Genomic DNA, 19,675 nt, shown 5'->3' on the forward strand with positions numbered 1-19,675 from the left:
CTACTATGATGAAATGACAGGCTCGTTACCCGACGCTGCCGCACATAAGACGGCGGCATGATTTCCGGGACGGTTCAGTCATCGACGGCTCCGGAACGGTGCGGGCCTCGAACGGCCAGGGAAGCAAGCTCACCCTGGGCAGCGAGTTCGGTATGCAGATGCGCCTGGGCATCCCGTACCGGATCAGCAATACCGTGGTGGAATTCGAACAAGACCGGCAGATCGCCTGGCGACACTTCAGCGGTCATCGGTGGCGCTACGAGCTGGAACCGGTCGGGTCCGGGACACTGGTCAGCGAAACCTGGGACGCCAGCCGGTTACGGCACAAGTGGGTGCTGCGGCTGATGGGCTTTACCCGGAGCACCGGGCCCAATATGGAACGCACCCTGGAACGGCTGGCCGCGCAGTTCCCCGAGACCACCGAGTAAGGGGCCCTTTGCCCTGAGCAGCTCGTCGATGACGTGGCAAAACACCGTGCAGCGCCACGAGTCACCGTGCCCATCGGCGGTCCGCTGGGGTAACACGGCAATTTGGACCGGATCAACCCGGGCTTCTTCACCATGGTGGCCGCCCTGTTGGCCGTCGCCTCCAAGAAACGCCTGCCGGCTCAACGGCTGGGGCGGCACAAACGCCTACGCCTGGGGCTGCTATTCGGACTGGACCGCGCTCCTCAGCGCCCGCGGGTTCGCCGACGAGCAATCCCGTGGATTGCGAAGGCTCCGGTATTGATCATCGGATTCTTCGGGTGGTGAATGCCGCCTTCAAAGGACAGCTCGTTGAAGGCCTCGCCTGAGGGCTCAACGCCAATGGACTCCAGCACCCGGTCTATTCCGCGATCCATGATCGCGGCGGCATAAGCGAAAGGCCTGGAAATGGACTGGATGGAAAATTCTGTGTCTACGTCCCCGGCCTAGTAGGTGCTTCCCGTGCCGGTGGTGACCGCTAAAGCAAACAGATCAGGATCTGCGTCTGCCAATTCGGGGATGTAGCTTGCAGTTGCCTCTGTGGTGTCTTCGCGAAGAGTGCCAATGACTTCATTGAGATAGTCAGGTATGGGAGTTTTCATGGCTTGGATCCTCATCGGCAGAATTGAACTAGCGGGGATTGGCTCATTTTTGTGCGTTTAGAAACGGGGGTGAACTATTCCTGCGTTTCCAACCTAGCGCCTTGTCTCGGGGATACAGCGGCACGGGTAACAGGTTCACGACTCGAACGCGACGGATGCTGAAGTCATGCCGCCAGCTGTTTACGAGACAAAGGATGACGATATCTAAGATGGGCCGGCTGGGAGTATTTGGCCTAGTGCTTGGCCTGTGAGGATTCTCCTGCGCTTTTGTTCCGATGGTTACCCGGTAGTGTGTGCACACATTCGTGCGCACATAGCCAGGTCGCATTTCTAATGCGACCTTCCCGAACCGCTCGGGGAATTTTGTCCGTGGAGGTTGGTAGGCAGACGGTATCGAGGTATGAAAGTCGCGCAATTGAACTGTGTGGCCCTTTGCTTTGAGTATCAACAACTTGGAAACTGGCAGAAAAATAGCGTCTTCGCTCGCAATGAGCGAAGACGCTAGTCCGGAATCCTATCCAAACATAGACATAATCCCGCGTAGGACGACAGCTACGGGGCTGGCAATCACAACCGCAATAAATATGAGAAGTATCGAGCCGTCTAAAATAGCAGCGAATTTGATGGTCTTCGAGTGCTTTTTCTTAAACTTGCCGATCCTTCGGGCGGGGTCGATGATTTCCGGATATAGCATCCTGGAGTATGAATCGAGCAACCAAAGGAACGGCGTTACATTGCGCATTCCTTTGATTGCTTCAAATCCGTTGCCGGGGGATGACTCTGATGGTGGGGGCAACCCTCCGCCATCGTTATCTACCCCATGACGCTTGACCCTTTTTGTTAAGTCCTTGGCGCCCGATGTGTTTTCCCCTGGTGCTACTTCGCTATCCAATAGTCAGTCAACCTTAGCCTTGAGCCTCAAGCCCTAGGGCGTTTAATCTGTGCGTCATCGCTTCAGTCGAAACCCGGAATCGCCTAGCTAGACCGTAGAGATCCATGTGTTCTGATAGCCATTCCACTTCATCCGATGGCATCAAAAGAGAAGCTGCGAAGTGATTAGCGAAGATCTCTCGGCGGTCACTCCCACTCGAAGCAAGCGTGGCACGATTATCAACGAACCCAACTTCTCTTTGTGTTTCATCGCGAACATCAATCATGTGACCGACCTCGTGGGCGCATGTGAAGCGCCTACGGTGGATATGGTGCTTCTCATTGATCGTGATTTGAGGATCGCCCTGCCCCTCTGCAGGTACATAGATGAATCCTGAGAGATCATCTCCTTGTCCTGTGAGGTCGGCTACGTAAACTTCAGCACCGAGTTTTTCAGCGATAATTGTCGCGTCCACAGGGAGGGGAAGTTCTCCAGTATTTTCATCAAACCACAGGGTATTCAAGATCTGGGCGGCCTCTTGAGAAGCACGTTTTTTCAGTTGGCCTATCGTTTCTGGCATTGGGCACACCTCCTGAAAATGAACATCATGCAGTTATCCACAGGCGTTGTGGATAAAGTTGTTGACAACTACATTTTACCTGTGTATAGCGTCAATAAGTAGACATTACCGTAAACTATTACGCTCATGCCACCTAAGGTTACTCAGGGCTAAACGCGGTATTGGTTTCCGTTCAAGAACCTCTCAATGGAAGACTCGCGAACCTTCCACGTACCGCCCCGATTAGGTGAAGGCATCTTCACACCCACCAGATCCCCGCGGCGCAATAGCCGGCGCACCGTCTCTGCCTGACAGCGTAACCGCTCAGCCGTCTCCGGGATCTTCAACAGGTTGTCCTTGCTCATGCCGTCTCCAATGGTTGTACTCTGATGCGCTTCACTGTAGTAAGCGCAAACGACAAGTTAGATTCAGATCACCGCAACTACGGGAGCGTCTGTGGAGGCTTCAAAGGAAGTACGAAATTAGGAGGAAAGATGTTCGATAACCAACCGCCGCTGCGACTTCTTTGTCAGGTGTGTGGCTCAGAGTTCCCGGTGACTTAGATGATGAAAATTTCTGCTCGTCGGGAACATTACATTTGGGAGTCAAACTCGGAACCGGTTTGCCCTAACAGCCATGAACTTATGGTGCGGGGTTATTCACTGTTTGAGAAGTGAACAGGAGCAGATTCAAATAAGCCGTGGCCACCTCAGTTATAGCTGGCGCAGTCTACCTTTTAGCAAGCTAGGGCGAGAGAGTCCGACGGATACCGTGTGCACTTAGGTCTGCCTTATTGACAGCATTTGAACCTCAGGGACGGACTATCGGGAAGGACAGGTCTTCGAAATCGACGTCCATCCTGATTGCCGGCGCTAATCACGTCAAATTTTGTTCGAGAAAACTATCAAATTAAGTACTATTGCGATGAGTGTATTAAAAAAACACTTGTACTAATAGTACGTTTGAACTAATGAGTCATTTGTAGTAACCTCTGCATAGGTAAAGGTTATTTTTTCTGGCAGGATGCAAATGTTAACAATCTCTGAAGCAGCACAAGTACTAGACCTATCTGTTGACACGCTGCGCCGGTGGGACAAAGGAGGGTTGATTCGTTCAACGCGATCTGCCCAGAATCATAGGTTATTCGACCTTGATGAAATTCGCCGTGTACATGCAAAACGGGAAGCCCGTCACACTTCCGAACCCAACTTCAAAGTCTATAAAGATGAGCAGACTGAATTTACGGTGATTGACTTGTTTGCGGGGGGAGGCGGAACAGCGCTCGGGCTTGACAATGCCGGATTTAAACATGTGCTCCTCAATGAGTTTGACGCGAAAGCTTGCGAGACACTGCGCAGCAATCGTAAAGATTGGAATGTCGTTGAGGGGGATGTCGCCGAGATTGGTTTCTCGGAGTACAACGGAAAAGTTGATCTGGTAGAAGGGGGATTCCCATGCCAGGCATTCTCTTACGCTGGTCGAGGTAAAGGATTTGCTGACACCCGCGGCACCTTGTTCTACCAGTGGGCACGCGCCGTTAGGGAAGTCATGCCTAAAATTGCGATCGCAGAAAATGTAAGAGGTCTGGTTGCCCACGATGAGGGCAGAACCCTCGAGGCGATGGTCAAAGAGATCAAGTCGATTAAAGATGATAAGGGACGCACTTATCGACTTGCTATGAAAGTGTTGAAGGCCCAATATTTCGATGTTTCTCAAAAGAGAGAGAGACTGTTTATGGTGCTTGTGCGCAGCGATATTGAAACAGAGATTCTATTCCCGAAGGAGCGAGATTATATCGTCTCCTTGTGGGAATCTATTGGAGATTGCCCACCATCGGACGGGGCGAGATACGCCGATTGGAAATTTGAAATTATGGACAAAGTTCCGGAAGGCGGGTACTGGCGAGATTTGGATCTCGAGACACAGAAACAGTATCTAAAAGGATCGTTCCATCTAACTGGAGGAAAAACAGGGATGGCACGTCGATTATCGTGGGCCGAACCATCGCTGACGCTTACTTGCAATCCCGCCCAGAAGCAGACTGAACGGTGCCATCCGGAGGAAACTCGTCCATTAAACGTACGAGAGTATGCTCGAATTCAAACGTTCCCGGATGACTGGGAATTTTCAGGTGGAATGAGCGCTGCGTACAAGCAGATCGGGAATGCAGTACCTGTAAATCTAGCCTACCACCTGGGTAGAGCCGTCAAAGCGATGCTTGATCCAACGAATTATTTAGATGATTCATTCGAGGTCGCTGAAGAGATCTAGTCTCTCTTCGTGTGCGGCTGTGATTACAGGCGTTTTCTGTCAGTAATCACAGCCACGTCGCTTGAATTTAATAGATCGAGGAACCGTATAAGTTTCTCCAAAGATCATGCTCCCATTTACTTAAGTCGATTTTGGAGGAAAGTACTACGGGAATTGCTTCAAAGACTTTTCTCAATGCGTCCGGATCCTGGGTCGATCGTTCATAAACCGTTTTTGCATCGATTAATCGAATTTTATCCCATTCCCCGTAGCGATTTACCACCCAAGGTATGTCCGTATTTCTCCCGGGGCGGGGGATGATCTGAATCAGATAAGCCACATAACCCTTAAATTCAGGACGCCCCAGGTATGAAATAAAGTTCTCTCGCAGCTTGCTGGTGCTACTAGAGTTCATAGTATTGTGCTTATTTTTGACTTCAGCAATTACTGGGTAGGATCCGATATTTGTTTGGAACGGTGTGCGATGGATTGCATCGTAGTTTCCCCCTGAAGTTCCAGTGCTTTCCCATCCCGGTAGTAAACCAATAAGCTCTTGATGGTAGTAGCCAACATGATTAGATAATGCCTTCTGCAGTTGACGATCTACCTCAGCCCTTACCCATTCAATCATCGAAAGGTTGGATGCTGCCGCCTCTATAACAGCGGCAAAAGGATCTACTACGTTCTTGTTGATATCAATTTGTTCGCGAGCGCTGGTAACTTTGTTGAAGAATTGATTGGTGATCAACTCGAATCGATCTGGGTCGATTCCCGCGGGGAGATCCATGGCTCTTCCTTTCATTCACTAGTACGGCTGTGGATTAATACTATACGTAGACATAGCGAATAAGCTCCAATCTCAATAAAGTAAGCAGCTTGAACGGCCATATGCGCATAGATGTGCCTACTTAAGAATGAGGCCATCCTGAATTCAACCCAACTTCTGCAGGGTTTTCTCGTAGGTACTCAGATAGTTGATTCACAGTAGATTGTAGTGATGAGGCGGAGCGGTATTTTGATGCAATTTTTCTGAACTTATCAAGAATTGCGGCATAAAATTCGTCGTCTCCAGTGATCCTCAGCCATAAATCTTGACCGACTATGACCGGAAAGTCTTTTGCAATCTCGGCGTAAAAATTATTCAAATCCAAGGGATTGCCGTACGCAACACCGACAATGCAATCGGACATTACGTTAATGTTATATTTATTAGTACGCGCTAGATGTTTGATGCTAATAAATTTGTCTTTTATTACAGGGACGTCGTCTTTGTTGAGTGTAGTTGGACCGGCCTTGAGTTGGCACCATTTGTGGCGCCCGTCGACTTGGTCAACAAACTCAATATCGATTCCCGGAACTATTGATGGTGTAGCTTTCAGTACCTCATGGCAAAAAGTCTGGAAGTGTTGCCCAAAGGACGTTGCGATCGAGGTGCCCATGACACGTGGATAAAGCAGAGTTTTTGCTATGGATTGGGGAGTAATCTCCCCGAACGAAAATTCCGCTAGATAGTGCAATGTGAAATGATTAATATTAAATTCAGAAATTTTCACTAATTTATTCGTGTTTATGACATGATTTTTAGCGATATGCTCATCGAACCAAGTGTCGAGTTTTTCTAAGATAATTCTTCGCTCATTTGCGGTATCAATATTTATTATTGAATTCATGTAAGAGTCCTTCGATTTTTTCTGAGTGTAGTGGAATCTGATTTCAGCTTCCAGGCCACTTTTGTCTAGGATAAGTCATGGAGCGTCATTGTTTCTAATGTCTCAAGACCTCGTGATTCTGTCTCTATGATTCCAAAGATGTACACAGGCTGCCATGCGACCTAGGTGTCATCTCTGTTCTACTGCCTATTCAACTTGTAGCGCGGTGACCCCGAAAGCGAAATAAGACCCGAAGTCCTCTGCGATAATGGATGTTTCCTTGACAGCCGATAATCAATGAACTGCGAGCCGTATTCATGGATGCCGGTGAAAACGACCCCCATCGAATTTTCTTATGCTCGCTGACTACCGTGTCATCAATGCAACCCAAGATTCTGCCGTATGTCAGATGCTCGTTGAGTACTTCACGACCGAAGCAGTTTGCCCGTTTTGCAGATTCATCGCTACCCGGTTCCAAGCCGGATCCGTGCACTGAGTCAAAGTCCTCCCAGAAGGCGGAATTTACCTTCAAATGCTGGTGCACCAACGGCCCACGGCCTGTAAGAACCAGCCTGCCTATGCCGTTCCTTCGCGCAAACCACTGAGCAGCTACTCGTCCGGGTTCGGATCACCATGAAACCGCCCCAAATGCTTGTGAACGCAATGATCTGCGAACTGCGGGCAGCCTCCCGGGTCGCGGCTGCGCACGGTGTTTCGAGTGAAACCGTGATGGCGCGACCGGGCACTACTGGTGAGCTCGTAGGCGAGGTTGACCGGATGTTCATCCGCCGGCTACGCGTCGATGATCACCGGTTTCGCAGGGTCCGCTAAGCACGCGGTAGAAGCGGTAAAGTGGCAAGATTATCGAGGTTCGCCGGCGACGCTGTCATGAACTCTTTGGCGGTCGTGGAGGGTCACCGGCTCTGCATATAAGTATCGAAAAATTTTGACCTGCAACTTGGAGAATCTGTCAATCAAACAGGTTGAGCGTCTGAAATAGATCTTAGAGCCAGACTCAGGAGTCGAAGTGATTTACGGGATCAAAGAACTCGTGCGCGAACTCGTGAAGACTACAGATGCTCAAGAGTTCTAAGCCAGATGGGTGGTACTGGAGTAGTCCATGAAAGCAACGAAAATATTGGAGGCTAAGTCCTGTTCCGTAGATAAACTGCGTGCGTTGTTGGAGTTCGTACGGAGTAGGTTAACTAGCGGGAGCAGTGAGACGGCGAATCTGACGGCGAGGAGTTTGAAACGTGTTGGAGAGGGCAATTGGAATCATGGTTATTTCCGTCCCAGGATATGTAACATACGGCAGTGAATATGACCAAGCTGAACATTCTGCATCACACTTATGTTTCAATAATCATTAAGAACGTCTCAGATAAAAAGACTATATGTCTTCTGCGTGACTTTTGAGCGTTTTTGTCGGCCACAATAATCCTCGGTGGTTAAACGACTGGCGGTAAGTCCCAAGAGGGGCTCTCAATCAATGGATGTTTCACTCCGAGAATTATTGGCGGCTACGCCATCCTGGGATAAATCTTTCAAGTGCTCTAAATCGTGCTTCTGATAAGGTTCCCTGAGACCTCTTCTGGTGCTGGATGTGAAGCCATACGCCTAATTTATGTTCTCGGTCGTCTGAGAAGTTCTTGTACCTTGGCATCTCTTTGTGATTGGTGACGTAATCTGCTGTTTCGTTCAGATTATTCATCCAGTTATGCTGGAGGATCTCCTCCCGTGAAGACCCACACCAGTTCGGTATTGATCCGAGAAGATATGTTTTTCCCGGAGACATAGCACCTCGATAATGAGAAGCGCGTTGAATTGATAGCCAAGAATACAAAGAGATTTCGTGTTGGTTGCCGTTGCGTTCAGGAAGTCTCCCGTTACTTACTACGAATTCATTAAGTTCGTTAAGTCGTATTCTCCACTGAGTTGAAGGGCGATCCGGATGCCGTGACGCGAGTTCCTTATAGTGTGTCTCTTTGAAATCTTCTTGATACTTTTCTCGGACACGCAAGTGTCGATGAACCGTCGAGATTTTCTGGTGGCACAGATCGGAAATTTCACGTGCAGTTAGCCCAGCTAAATACATACGATCCCATTCGGGGTGTCTAGAAATTTCCCATGCAACCATATATGTACTTTAGACATGCCTGCGGTTGCGTGTCTACAAGGACTATTGTGTGAATTGTTCGGCGGCCATGCACTACGAATTCCACCAGCGAATGTGGTTTCTGCTCAATGATCAACTCTCGAAAACAATGACCGGGTCGCATCGAAAAAGCCTCAGTTTAGCACTTTCCCTGTGCTAGCCCTTCGTTTTTGTTTTCCGCACCGAGGGCGAATTATAGCGGTTGTTGCAACACCAGTGGTTTAGTGAATATTTTCATGATGCGATAACACATCTTCCGCGTCAGTGGCCAACATCTAACCTATTAAAGTGTGGGACATAGATGGAAAAGTTAATGAATATTGGTGTGGTATTCGTTGCATACATAAGTGCGACTGGGAGTTTCATCTGATCAAGCCGGGAATATCGGCCGCCATGAATCCGCAATTGCTTTGTTCATGCCTGTTGGCCGAACAGCAGCGGCCGATGAGGTGGATTAGGTTGTTGTCTTTCTTGTCATTGACGGAGCGTCATACCCTACGGGAATTACCATCGATATCAACCGCGGCAGCCACATGTATTGATCTCCAGGGGCGCAGCGTCGATTACTAGGGTGATTTGCAATCGATGCTGTGCAATCATTTAAGGAACATATTTGAAACTAGGTAAATGGCTGTTCCTAGTCGTCGTCAGAATTGCCCTGGCGGCACTCCGCAATATTTGGTTTGGAGCCATCTGCGAAGGATCCCGACAGTCCGCACGTTGCATCGTGTTCAATCCACCCAAAGGAATCCATAACTCCCGCGTCACTATATTCCTCGTGAGGATCAGGACTTACGGTACCGCCGAGGAAGCTGCGAACTAATGTTACTGCATCCCCATGAGTTCTTTGACTGCAGTGGTCGGATGGGCATCGTGTTTGGTTCCGCCGGTAATAGCTGCCGCAAGAATTGCACGGCGCACCAGTTCGCCGGTGAATAGCGCTGGATTGGCAACCTGCGAGAGGGTGTACTCAAACCGAGTAAGGTACGTTTCTGTGAAGAACGCAGACTTGGGTCTTGCCTCGATCTACGTCTCTAATGGATCTTGGCAGGTCTGGTACCCGCTGGCAGGATTGGTACCACTCCTTCGCAACGTGACTCATTCTATGTCTGGCGACGAGCTCGTCTGCCTTGTGACAGACCCGTCCGTTGCGTTGGAGGGCACCAGCCTGACCGCTTGCCCTGGCTTGATAAAAGGTTGACCGCACCAATGTGATGCGTGTCTCGTTAGAGATTTGCCGGACAAGACTTCATAACCAGACTGATGCCATCAATAACGGTATTCATCTGGGAAGAAGGACGTACATCATGACGATAGTGGCAGAACAATTCGCATATGTCATCGGTATAGATACGCACGCACAAACGCATACTTACGCCGTCATCGAGACTTCCACGGGTGCGCGAATCGCTTGCGAAGCGTTTCCCGTTAACAAATCGGGCATCAACCGTGCCATCGCATGGATTCAACGCAACTGCTCTGGAAACGTCTTAGCAGCAATCGAAGGAACCAATTCCTACGGTTCCTCGATCCGGCGTGCTTTGAATGAGCAGAGCATCCTCGTCACAGAGGTAAAACCTCCGCGGAGAAAGGCCCGTAACGGGGTCGGTAAGAGTGATCAGATCGATGCCATATCAGCGGCCATGAGTGTACTTGGGCACGAAATCGATACGCTAGTCAGCCCACGTCAGGATGGCACGAGAGCTGCGATTAGCGTCTTGCTCACGGCGCGACGTCGGGTAATTTTGCAGCGCACTTCGAACCGCAATGCACTGAACGCGTTGCTTCGCCAGATCGATTTGGGAATTGATGCGCGTAAAGCACTCAGTGACCGTGTTATTGGGGAAATAAGTGCCTGGCGTATTCGTGATCTTGACACGATTGACCAACGTGTAGCTCGCGCAGAGGCCGTGGAACTGGCTCAAGCGATCCTCAAAGCCAAGCGTCGTACCCAAGGTATTGATCTGGAACTGGCAGTCCTTGACGAGCAATTGGCGCCTGGCATGCAAGCACAACCAGGTATGGGCCCGGTGACCTTGGCCATTATTTTGGCGAGTTATTCACATGCCGGAAGGTTTCGATCTGAGGCGTCTTTCGCTGCGCTAGCCGGTGTTTCGCCGTTGCAAGCTTCCTCAGGCAACACCGTTCGGCATAGGCTCAATCGAGGAGGAGACCGACAACTGAATATGGCGTTGGACGTCATTGCTAAATCACGGATGCGATTTGACGAACGAACGCAGAAGTATGTGGAACGTCGCACGGCTGAGGGACGTACCTACCGGGAGATCAAGCGCTGCGTTAAGCGGTTTCTCGCTCGTTCCATTTTTAGGCAATTAGAGCAGATCATGTGTTGACAGAAACCATAAAAGGGTCTGTCTGTCCATGACCGCCGTAGATGTATATCTCCGACGATGCGAGCTTCCACCACGTTTAGGATATGAGAAGTCGGCGACCCTGCCGGACATGATGCATTTGAACAATACTTGCTTCGGCCAATGCGTTGTCGGTTCTCTGCCTTTTAGTCATGTTCTTGTAGCAGCACATTTTCGACGAGCTGCTGGTGAACAACTAGCCCAACGATTTCATGGCGGCCCACCACGGCCACCGGAACCGGAAATTCCGGCGCCCGGTGGCCGTCACTGGTTTAGAGCACCACAAGATACACCAGGTGTCACGGGCGTAGCGTGCCGGGCTCCACGCCACCCGTGCTTATTAGATCTTTCAACTCACGAAATATTGGGAACAGCAACCTAGGAAGTCAGGTTGCCAACTCGCCTGCGCGCCACCGCTGGAACAGCTGCCCAATCCCGTCCATCAACGTCATCAACAGTTCCGCTTCCGGAGCCTTGCGCGCAATGAGCAACCGGACCTGCCGTCCACCAGACACTGTTTTCCCGGCCAGGGAAAACAACCGATAGCGCCACCGCTTCATATCCCAAAACCCAGCCCCATGCCCATCAGGCAGCACTGCCAGCTGCAGCTATGCAACAAGATTCATGGCAAACATCGCTACGTAAGCCCACGCTTCGTTCGCAGCATAAGACCAGTACGGTAACTTATCGAGTCCCGTCGACTTCAGGGTTTTGATCCGATTCTCGCACCGGCCACGCGCCCGGTGGCGCGCGTCAAGAAACGAGACGTTGAACCGTGGAGCATTCGTCAAAAACGCGGTTACCCTGTTCCCATCGGTATCGAACAGGTTCGCTTTCGCTCCGGAATGCAACGGTTCTGCTCGCAGGTAGATCCTCGTCCCGGCCGGATAGTTCTCAAGTTTCAGGACTTTGGTCGCGTCGACCACCCACGCGTCGCTACGGGGTTCACCCTGCGCGGTCGTCGCTGGCTCCCAGTATTTCTTCTCATCAATCCACCGGACGAAACGTTCTTTGACCACCGGCAGTGAATAGGAGGTGGAGAACTGCAACCCCAGCGAATCCACGTGCTTCAAGAATTCTCTGGATGCTCCGGCACTGTCTGTGCGAATCAGAATCTTCTCACCAATAATGTTCCCTTGCCCGTCGTAGAAGTCATCAGGTAATTGGGCCAGCGCTTGGGTGAGGACTTCAATATGGGACTTGGCGCAGTTCGGACTCTTGTTTCCCGGACGCAGATGCACCGCGAGAATCTCACCGGTGCCGTATTCTTTGCCGTAATCGACCATCGCGATCATCGGTGAGAACCCGTACCCTCCTTTGTAGGTCCCAGCACTTTTCTCCTTCTCGGAGTGCACGTGAACGAGGGTCGCGTCGAGGTCTATGATCAGCGGGTTGGTGCTAGTGGCGCGTAGCGAAGGGTTCCTGGGTCCGGCGGCGGCCCACAGTTTGGCGCGCAGTGAGCGTTGCATGGTGACGAAACCATGTTTGAACACTTCCGGCTGCTCTTTGACCTGGTTGATGAACCTGCTGACCGTCGAGTCAGAAGCGACTTTGCCGAAGAGTTCTGGTGACTGGCGCAGTTGGTCGACATCAGTGACTTGTTCCCCGCCGCCGGCCAACGACAAGGCAAGAGCTCCGAGGATTTTCCCTGGCCGATGCACTGCCATAGTCGGGACGAATTGAGAGAAACGGTCCTCGCAGAGCCGCCGGAAATCCATTGCGTTCAAGAAGCTGCTGAGCACGCCCAATCCGGCGTGGGAGATGAGTGACTGGTCGGTGAGTTCTGTTGGAAGTGCGGGGAATGCGAGGGTAGACTTGTTCATTGAAAGGTGATCCTTTGAACTGTGGTTTATGAAGCTTAGACACTTCCATTTTCCCAGCTCAGGTCACCTTTTCACTTTTTAAGTCCGTTAATTACGTGGGCCGCCATGAAACCACTGGGCTAGCTCGTCTGCTATTGGAGCGATGCCGGGCAGGAATTGACGGTGCCATCCTAGGAAATGGCGATGACGCGCAGGACAGTGAGCCCAGAGACGACAAGGTATTGTGCTGGGCGTGGTTCCTTGTAAGTGGAGGGCAGGTATCAGCTGACTGATTTTAGGAGTGCAAATGGATTTTTTGGGCATGGATGTCGAGCGGGACGATCGCACACGGCCCGCGCGTCTTCTAATCGACAACGACACCGGCATCGACGATGCCCTCGCGTTGGCCTATCTCTGCGCACTGGATCATGTGCAAATCGAAGCTGTCACCAGCACTCCGGGCAACGTAGATGTTGAGCAGGTTGCCGCGAATAACCGATCACTGCTGAACCTCTGCGGAATGTCGGATGTTCCGGTTCTTATTGGAGCCCGGAGCCCACTGAAAATTCCGCTAGTCACCACACCGGAAACTCATGGTCCCCAAGGCGTCGGCTACGCGACTCTTCCAGATCGTGACGATGACGGTCCGAACAGTCTGCACGCCGTTGATTATTGGATCGAAGCCGCCCGGGCTAACCCTGGTGAGCTCACGGCTCTGCTCAGCGCACCACTCACTAACTTTGCGCTGGCGTTACGCCGTGAACCTAAGCTTCCCTGGTTGCTGCGCAAAGTAGTCATCATGGGAGGCGCCTTTTACTACCAAGGCAACACAACCCCGACCGCGGAGTGGAACACTCACGTGGATCCTCACGCGGCCAAGGAAGTATTTGCTGCCTACACAGTGGCAGCGGAACAAGGGCTGCCTTCTGAGAAGCTTCCTATCGTATGCTCGCTGGACACCACCGAGCGCTTCGAAATACAGCCGGAATTCTTGACCCATTTGGCGGAGGAAGCCGGGTGCTCGGAACCTGAACTGATTCTGGCCACCGATCCAGAAGGAACTCTGAGCAGCGCATCCAATCCGCTGGTACGTTATCTGTCAGATGCTCTGCGGTTCTACTTCGAGTTCCACCGGCATTACGACCAGGGCTACATTGCCCACGTCCATGACTACTTTGCCGCAGGCATAGCTGCCGGAACCCTCGACTATCAAAGCCGACCCGCCACCGTGGATGTGGAAACCGAATCGAAGCTCCTCTTCGGAACCACCGTGGCCGATTTCCGAGGACTGTGGGGTAAACCAGCAAATGCGCACGTAGTCACCTGCAACGATCCGGAGGCTGGCTTTGCCGAACTCGTTACGCGTTTGGGGAGCTTGGCACGGAAATTGAACACCGACTCCTGAACTCAGCTCAGGCTGAGCTAGACTGATCTACCGGGCCGAGGTGACATTAGGCCCAGCACTCGCACGCACCCAGTAGTACTTGGGTGCACAGTCATACTCGTACCGAGGAATGCTTTTTTATGTCACCGAATTTGCTTTTGCCCGAGGAAACCAACTCCCAAGTTCTGCGCCGCAGGTTTTTGGCCGGTGCTGGCACCCTGCTCCTGATCGGCACTTACCTAGTCCTAGTCATTACCCAACCCACGGGCATAGCTGAAGGACTGGGACAGGGCGTTGCACTGGCTACCTTTGCCGCATACCTTGCTGCCGCCGTCATGCTTTTGGTTGCGGTGCTTCCGGACTTGCCGGTATCCACTCTCACACTGATCCCGGTAGCGCTGGCCCTGAACATCATTTTGGGGCAATTCGTTGGTTCCGTGATGGTCCCGCTCTACCTCGACTCGATTGGAACGGTGCTCGTAGGGTTCTTGGCGGGCCGCCGGGCCGGTGCAGCCACCGGTGTGCTCAGCACGCTGATCTGGTCACTGTTCGCCCCCACGGTCTTGCCCTTCGCCGCTGGCGCTGCATTGGTCGGCTTCCTCGCTGGAACCGCCGCTCGTTTCGGTGCGCTGCGCCGCCCGTATCTTGCCCCAGCGGCCGGTGTGGTGGCCGGTGTGCTTGTCGGCGTGGTTTCAGCTCCGGTGGCGGCCTTTGTCTTCGGCGGAACTTCGGGCGTTGGCACCGGCGCAGTGGTAGCGGCTTTCCGCTCCATGGGGGATTCGCTGCTCTCCGCGGTCACCAAGCAGGCCCTGATCTCCGACCCGGGAGACAAGGCAATTGTCTTCCTCGTCGCAGCGCTTCTGGTCTTAGCCTTGCCGAAGCGCTTGAGCGGTTCCTTCGAATTCATCCGCCGCTACAAGGTGCTGGGCAAAAGCGGAAACAAGTAGGCCACCTGTGAAGCGCCGCATCGAAGAACTGCATCCTTTTACCGTGCTTTGCGTAGCTGTGCTCACCGTTGCGGTGGCCACAGCTGCCAGCCGCTGGTGGCTGAGCTGTGCGGTAATAGTGCTTTGTCTGGTTATTGGCGCAGTCGCGGGCAAGGCCCGCAAACTCGCGGCGCTCAGCGGTGCAATCATGCTCCCTACTCTCCTGTCCTTGCTGATGATCCATGGACTGGCTTCGCAGGAAACTTCGGCGGTGATCGCGGCCTGGGGGCCAATCATACTGACGCTTGGGGGAGTGGAAATCGCCACGGCCCTGGCCTTGCGCACCGCCGTGCTGGTGGTGGCTGTTTTGCTCTGCGGTTTGCTGATCGATAAGCACCAGCTGGTGGCAGCCATCGATTTGTCTCTGGCTCCTCCTCAGGCGGGATACCTGCTGGCATCCACGCTGTTTCTTCTTCCGCAGATGATGGAAAAGCAGCATGCCATCGGCCAAGCCCAGGCCCTGCGAAAAGCAGGAACCGGCCGTGGCTTGGCCGGGTGGCTGCAACGCTTGAGGCTGCGCGCTGTGCCGCTGGTGCTTTCTTCGGTGCAAGACGCCCATGACCGTTCGGTTCATCTGGCCGCGCGCGGTTTTCCCGCCCGCGGTGAGCACAGCAGATTGCGCCAGATTCAAGACTCAAAGGTCCAGCGGGGCATCCGCTGGGTTGCCCTGCTGTGTTCGGTGCTGGTGCCGGCAGCGATTCTGGTGCCTCTTGGGGGAGCCTCATGATGGACATGGATCACCGTGCACCTGCCGGAACCACCGCGGCGCTGCACCTCAGGCTGGAAAGCTTCCGCTATTCCGAGGCGCACTCCGAGACCTTGCGCGAGATCGAGATGGAATTCTTCCCGGGGTCCCTGACTGTCATTGCAGGGGATTCGGGATCCGGGAAGTCCACGCTGGGCGGGGTACTAGCTGGCATGCTGCCGCGGCAGGGAGCCGATAGGTGCGAGGGAACGGCCATTCTGGCGGGGCAGCTAATCGTTTATTCACCGGAGCATTCGCCGCGAATCGACGTCGCCGGCTGGGCCAGGCACGTGGGACTGCTGCCTCAGGATGCCGGCCTCTACCTTTCGAGGATTCGCCAGACGGTTGCAGAAGAGCTGGTCTTCGCGCGGGAGAACGAAGGAATGCCCCGCGAAGAGATGGGAGAGCTCATCACCGAGCTATCCACGCGGCTGTCCCTGGAACATCTGCTGGAACGCGACCCCGCCAAGCTTTCAGGAGGCCAGGAACGCCTGGTCGCGCTGGCCGCGTTGTCCGCAGCGAAACCGTCCATCATTGTGCTCGATGAACCGCTGGCCGGATTGGATTCCAAGGCAACTGCAACAGTGACCGCGATGATTTCGCGGTTGCGCGCCGAAGGCACCGCGATTGTGGTGCTGAGCCGAACAACTGAATCATGGGAAGCCGAAGCGGATGCCCTGTGGAACTTGGCGGACGGAACTTTGCGGCCTGCATCTGAAGGCGCTGGAACTGCTGCGTTGCCTTCCAAGCCAAGAGGATCATCCATCGCAGCAGCATCCGCAAAGCCCCTGCTGACCTTTGCTGGCGTGCAACTCGGATACAAGGGTGCCAGCGCCCCGGTCATCTCCAACCTTGAGCTTGAAGTCCGTGCAGGAGAATGCGTGGGGCTGGCCGGCGCCAACGGCACGGGCAAGACCACGCTGCTCAAAGCCGCCGCCGGGTTGATCAAGCCAGCTGCCGGAAAAGTGCAGGTGGCAGCTGATGCTGGGATGCTCCTGCAGAACCCTTCGGACCAGCTCTTCGAACGTACGGTAGCCCGGGAAGTCGCTTTCGGCCTTCCCAAGAAGAGCAGCCAACGCGCCCGTGTGCCGTTGGTGCTTGCACAGCTGGGTCTGGAATCCTATGCCGAGACCCACCCTTATGAGCTGCCGACTTCGGCCCGCCGGCTCGTTGCCTTGGCCACCGTGCTGGTGCGCGAACCACAGCTGCTCCTCCTTGATGAACCAACCGAGGCGCTGGATTCGGCTGGACTTCATTGCCTGCACGAGGCAATCGATTCGGTACTCCAGCGCGGGGGAGCGGTGCTGTTCTCATCCCATGATGAGCGGTTCATGGGGCTCACCGCGCACAGGGTGCACCTGCTGTCGTAGCAATTTTTCTGCCGCGGGACAGGCTCCCGCGTTTAGGCCAAGCCTATTCCCGGTGCTTTCCAGAGTGATCAAGTTTCTGCGCCATGCAAGCCGTACGCTGAATTCGCGCCCTTTTGCCCAGATGGATTGGCGGTACTCGGCTATCCGAGCAGTCATTTCTGGACCTCGCGAGCGGAGTCTTCATTCCGGCCGTGCAAGGAATTGATCCCCGAACCAAGGCAAAAACGCAGCCGTGAGTCAGTTCATCGAGAGAACTGATCCGGCTGCTCCGCTGGCTTCTCCCAGGACCAACATTCTCTCTTGGCCTCACCCGAATTCCTGCCTTCAATCCCACGCGTACGCCAAGTGACGTGGAGGAATTCGAAGCAGTTGGCTGTTGCTGCGAAGCTCGCCGGTCCGCTTGCTTGTCACAATTGCCGATCCATGTGAAATAGAACTCCTTTACCGCTTGACGGTGTGGCCTTCGACACCCTAGTCTGTGATCACTAAATAAACACATAGTTCATCTAGTGAACACTTCGAAGGGATTCAACATGACAAAGGAGATGCGCGTTTTCGCGTTCGACTTCAACGGCCCGGCGCATCTTTCCGCTGGCACCTGGCGCCATCCGAAGGATCGAGGCGGTGAATACAAGTCGCTTGGCTACTGGGTTGAGTACGCGAAACTCCTCGAAGCTGCCTGCTTCGACGGGATTTTCTTCGCCGACAACGACGGCTACCACGAGACCTACAAGGGCTCGGTGAACGATTCCCTGAAGGACGCCGCTCAGATTCCGGCCAATGATCCTTCGTACCTGATTCCGGCCATGGCCGCGGTAACCAAGAACCTGAGCTTCGGCGTCACCTCCTCCACCGCCTACGACGCCCCGTACAAGCTGGCCCGCAAGTTCTCCACGCTGGATCACCTGACCGATGGCCGGGTGGGATGGAACGTAGTCACCTCATACACCAACAGCGCAGCGCGGAACATCGCCGGGCTCGAAGCAGCCGAAGCCCACGACGACCGCTACGCCCGCGCCGAGGAATTCATCACCGTGGCCATGAAGCTCTGGGAGGCTTCGTGGGACGAAGACGCAGTGCTGCGCGATGCCTCGACCTCCACCTACGTGGACCCAAGCCGCGTGCACAATATCGAGCACCAGGGCGAGCACTTCAGCGTTCCGGGCATCCACTTGTGCGAACCCTCGCCGCAGCGCACCCCGGTGATTTTCCAGGCTGGCGGATCCCCGCGCGGCGTGGCCTTGGCGGCCAAGACAGCTGAGGCAGTCTTTCTGAACGCCATGACCAAGGAAGCGCTGAAGAAGCAGGTCGACGGGTTGAAGGCCAAGGCGCTGGAATTCGGACGCAATCCGGAGCATATTGCCACCTTGCAGATGATCACAGTCATCAGCGCAGCCACCGATGCGGAAGCGCAGGCCAAATACGAGGAGTACCTCAAGTTGGTGTCCTACGACGGGGCCATGGCCCGCTACAGCAGCTGGGCCGGAGTGGACCTGTCATCCTTCGACCCCGATGTCCCGCTGAAGGATATCGATACGAACGCCGGGCAGACCATGCTGAACTTCTTCCTGAAGATGGATCCGTCCAAGGACTGGACCACTCGGGACATCGCCGAGTACATCGGCATCGGGGCCACATCTCCGGTGATCGTGGGCGGGCCGCAAACCTGCGCCGAGGAATTGATTTCCTGGATGGACCAGACCGGGGCCAGCGGCTTCAACCTGGCCAACGCCATCAAGTTCGAGGACATCAAGAACTTCGCCGAATTTGTCGTTCCCGAGCTGCAGCGCCGAGGAGCCATGCGCACCTCCTTCGCCGGGTCCACCCTGCGCGAGACGCTCTTCGGAAAAGGCAACGCCCGGCTGCCCCTGGACCACCCAGGTGCAGCACTCAACCAGCAGACCACCGCACAAGCCAGCTAGGAGCTCCCCCATGTCCATCATTGTCACCCCCCAGAACACCGGGATTGATCCGGCCGAGTACCGCAAGGTCTTCGGCGCCCTGCCCACCGGCGTCACCGCCATCACCGGCATGACCGCCGCCGGCAAGCCCATGGGCTTTGTCGTCGGAACCTTCATGTCCCTGTCGCTGGAACCGCCACTGGTCACCTTCTGCGTCGACAAAGGCTCAAGCACCTGGCCCACCCTGCGCTCTCTGGGCCGCTTCACCGCGAACATCCTGTCCACCGAGCAGCTTCCGGTCAGCCGCGCGCTCTCCCGCAAGGGCGTGGACAAGTTTGAGGGCATCGACTACGAGATCGGTGCCAACGGCACCCCGCGCATCAACGGTGCCTCGGCATGGATCGACTGCGAAGTGCTCTCGGAAGTTGTCGCCGGGGACCACTACATGATTGTCGGCGGAGTGGAAACCATGGAAGCCACAGAGCGCGAGGCGCTGCTGTTCCGCGGCGGAAAATTTGGAGAATTCAACCTTTGGCCGGCACCGGCCCCAACTGCAAAGGCTTAG

The 19,675-nt window shown here is 54.1% G+C and carries 16 protein-coding genes and 2 pseudogenes; 10 read left to right on the top strand and 8 right to left on the bottom strand.

The genetic code is table 11. The features are described 5' to 3' along the window. Positions 1–98 precede the first annotated feature (98 nt). A complete protein-coding gene (locus CQ015_RS06270; RefSeq protein ID WP_181150364.1) occupies positions 99–428 on the top strand; it encodes a polyketide cyclase / dehydrase and lipid transport in 330 nt (109 codons plus the stop codon). 242 nt (positions 429–670) lie between these two features. Here the strand turns inward: CQ015_RS06270 and CQ015_RS19285 are convergent, their stop codons facing one another. The 5 genes from CQ015_RS19285 to CQ015_RS19575 all read right to left on the bottom strand — a co-directional run bounded on the left by CQ015_RS19285 (position 671) and on the right by CQ015_RS19575 (position 2,861). Then, positions 671–883 carry a glutaminase gene (locus CQ015_RS19285; protein ID WP_308727278.1) on the bottom strand — a complete coding sequence of 71 codons (213 nt, stop codon included), beginning with the start codon at positions 881–883 and terminating at the stop codon, positions 671–673. A gap of 27 nt (positions 884–910) precedes the next feature. Continuing rightward, positions 911–1,066, bottom strand: coding sequence for a hypothetical protein (locus tag CQ015_RS19290; protein WP_258137933.1), 156 nt, complete (start codon positions 1,064–1,066; stop codon positions 911–913). A 514-nt stretch (positions 1,067–1,580) separates the two neighbouring features. Beyond that, positions 1,581–1,958, bottom strand: a complete 378-nt coding sequence (locus tag CQ015_RS18720; RefSeq protein ID WP_146114025.1) for a hypothetical protein — start codon at positions 1,956–1,958, stop codon at positions 1,581–1,583. A gap of 13 nt (positions 1,959–1,971) precedes the next feature. Further along, entirely contained in the window at positions 1,972–2,517 is a 546-nt protein-coding gene (locus tag CQ015_RS06290; protein ID WP_105649602.1) for an ImmA/IrrE family metallo-endopeptidase, read from the bottom strand. 149 nt (positions 2,518–2,666) lie between these two features. Further along, a complete protein-coding gene (locus tag CQ015_RS19575) occupies positions 2,667–2,861 on the bottom strand; it encodes a helix-turn-helix domain-containing protein (RefSeq protein ID WP_105649603.1) in 195 nt (64 codons plus the stop codon). Positions 2,862–3,525: 664 nt separating this feature from the next. Between CQ015_RS19575 and dcm the strand changes: the two genes are divergently transcribed. Continuing rightward, entirely contained in the window at positions 3,526–4,767 is a 1,242-nt protein-coding gene (gene dcm / locus CQ015_RS06300) for a DNA (cytosine-5-)-methyltransferase (protein ID WP_219844291.1), read from the top strand. A gap of 67 nt (positions 4,768–4,834) precedes the next feature. Here dcm and CQ015_RS06305 read toward each other — a convergent pair whose 3' ends face one another. Further along, the gene (locus CQ015_RS06305) at positions 4,835–5,533 is read right to left on the bottom strand and encodes an Eco47II family restriction endonuclease (RefSeq protein WP_181150365.1); all 699 of its coding nucleotides are present in this window, start codon (positions 5,531–5,533) and stop codon (positions 4,835–4,837) included. Between the two features lie 121 nt (positions 5,534–5,654). Next, positions 5,655–6,416 (bottom strand): PmeII family type II restriction endonuclease, encoded by a 762-nt coding sequence (locus CQ015_RS06310; protein ID WP_105649606.1) that lies wholly within the window; start codon positions 6,414–6,416, stop codon positions 5,655–5,657. A gap of 296 nt (positions 6,417–6,712) precedes the next feature. Between CQ015_RS06310 and CQ015_RS06315 the strand changes: the two are divergent. Continuing rightward, positions 6,713–7,713: pseudogene (locus CQ015_RS06315) on the top strand (transposase). A gap of 2,144 nt (positions 7,714–9,857) precedes the next feature. Next, complete coding sequence (locus CQ015_RS06320) at positions 9,858–10,904, top strand: IS110 family transposase (protein ID WP_105649607.1); 1,047 nt, start codon at positions 9,858–9,860, stop codon at positions 10,902–10,904. 404 nt (positions 10,905–11,308) lie between these two features. On the opposite strand, the pseudogene CQ015_RS06325 reads toward CQ015_RS06320, so the two are convergent. Further along, positions 11,309–12,745, bottom strand: a pseudogene (locus CQ015_RS06325) (IS1380 family transposase). A gap of 286 nt (positions 12,746–13,031) precedes the next feature. Between CQ015_RS06325 and CQ015_RS06330 the strand changes: the two are divergent. The 6 genes from CQ015_RS06330 (at position 13,032) to CQ015_RS19120 (ending at position 19,675) form a co-directional block, all read left to right on the top strand. Beyond that, positions 13,032–14,129 (top strand): nucleoside hydrolase, encoded by a 1,098-nt coding sequence (locus tag CQ015_RS06330; protein ID WP_258137938.1) that lies wholly within the window; start codon positions 13,032–13,034, stop codon positions 14,127–14,129. Between the two features lie 119 nt (positions 14,130–14,248). After that, entirely contained in the window at positions 14,249–15,055 is an 807-nt protein-coding gene (locus tag CQ015_RS06335) for a glycosyl transferase family 9 (RefSeq protein ID WP_105649608.1), read from the top strand. Between the two features lie 7 nt (positions 15,056–15,062). Continuing rightward, positions 15,063–15,821 carry an energy-coupling factor transporter transmembrane protein EcfT gene (locus CQ015_RS06340; protein WP_258137940.1) on the top strand — a complete coding sequence of 253 codons (759 nt, stop codon included), beginning with the start codon at positions 15,063–15,065 and terminating at the stop codon, positions 15,819–15,821. Further along, the gene (locus tag CQ015_RS06345; RefSeq protein ID WP_105649609.1) at positions 15,818–17,209 is read left to right on the top strand and encodes an ATP-binding cassette domain-containing protein; all 1,392 of its coding nucleotides are present in this window, start codon (positions 15,818–15,820) and stop codon (positions 17,207–17,209) included. Before CQ015_RS06340 ends, CQ015_RS06345 begins: the two co-directional genes overlap by 4 nt. Before the next feature lie 533 nt (positions 17,210–17,742). After that, positions 17,743–19,131 carry an LLM class flavin-dependent oxidoreductase gene (locus CQ015_RS06350; RefSeq protein WP_105649762.1) on the top strand — a complete coding sequence of 463 codons (1,389 nt, stop codon included), beginning with the start codon at positions 17,743–17,745 and terminating at the stop codon, positions 19,129–19,131. Between the two features lie 10 nt (positions 19,132–19,141). Next, complete coding sequence (locus CQ015_RS19120; RefSeq protein ID WP_219844292.1) at positions 19,142–19,675, top strand: flavin reductase family protein; 534 nt, start codon at positions 19,142–19,144, stop codon at positions 19,673–19,675.

The organism is Arthrobacter sp. MYb221 (assembly GCF_002979835.1).
In the GTDB taxonomy this organism is placed as follows: domain Bacteria; phylum Actinomycetota; class Actinomycetes; order Actinomycetales; family Micrococcaceae; genus Glutamicibacter.

What these genes read in the sequence shown, in the direction of transcription:
- CQ015_RS06290 (WP_105649602.1), bottom strand. Translation starts at nt 2,517, where the DNA reads ATGCCAGAAACGATAGGCCAACTGAAAAAACGTGCTTCTCAAGAGGCC.
- CQ015_RS06310 (WP_105649606.1), bottom strand. Translation starts at nt 6,416, where the DNA reads ATGAATTCAATAATAAATATTGATACCGCAAATGAGCGAAGAATTATC.
- CQ015_RS06305 (WP_181150365.1), bottom strand. Translation starts at nt 5,533, where the DNA reads ATGGATCTCCCCGCGGGAATCGACCCAGATCGATTCGAGTTGATCACC.
- CQ015_RS19290 (WP_258137933.1), bottom strand. Translation starts at nt 1,066, where the DNA reads ATGAAAACTCCCATACCTGACTATCTCAATGAAGTCATTGGCACTCTT.
- CQ015_RS06320 (WP_105649607.1), top strand. Translation starts at nt 9,858, where the DNA reads ATGACGATAGTGGCAGAACAATTCGCATATGTCATCGGTATAGATACG.
- CQ015_RS06335 (WP_105649608.1), top strand. Translation starts at nt 14,249, where the DNA reads ATGTCACCGAATTTGCTTTTGCCCGAGGAAACCAACTCCCAAGTTCTG.
- CQ015_RS06330 (WP_258137938.1), top strand. Translation starts at nt 13,032, where the DNA reads ATGGATTTTTTGGGCATGGATGTCGAGCGGGACGATCGCACACGGCCC.
- CQ015_RS19120 (WP_219844292.1), top strand. Translation starts at nt 19,142, where the DNA reads ATGTCCATCATTGTCACCCCCCAGAACACCGGGATTGATCCGGCCGAG.
- CQ015_RS06345 (WP_105649609.1), top strand. Translation starts at nt 15,818, where the DNA reads ATGATGGACATGGATCACCGTGCACCTGCCGGAACCACCGCGGCGCTG.
- dcm (WP_219844291.1), top strand. Translation starts at nt 3,526, where the DNA reads ATGTTAACAATCTCTGAAGCAGCACAAGTACTAGACCTATCTGTTGAC.
- CQ015_RS19575 (WP_105649603.1), bottom strand. Translation starts at nt 2,861, where the DNA reads ATGAGCAAGGACAACCTGTTGAAGATCCCGGAGACGGCTGAGCGGTTA.
- CQ015_RS06350 (WP_105649762.1), top strand. Translation starts at nt 17,743, where the DNA reads ATGACAAAGGAGATGCGCGTTTTCGCGTTCGACTTCAACGGCCCGGCG.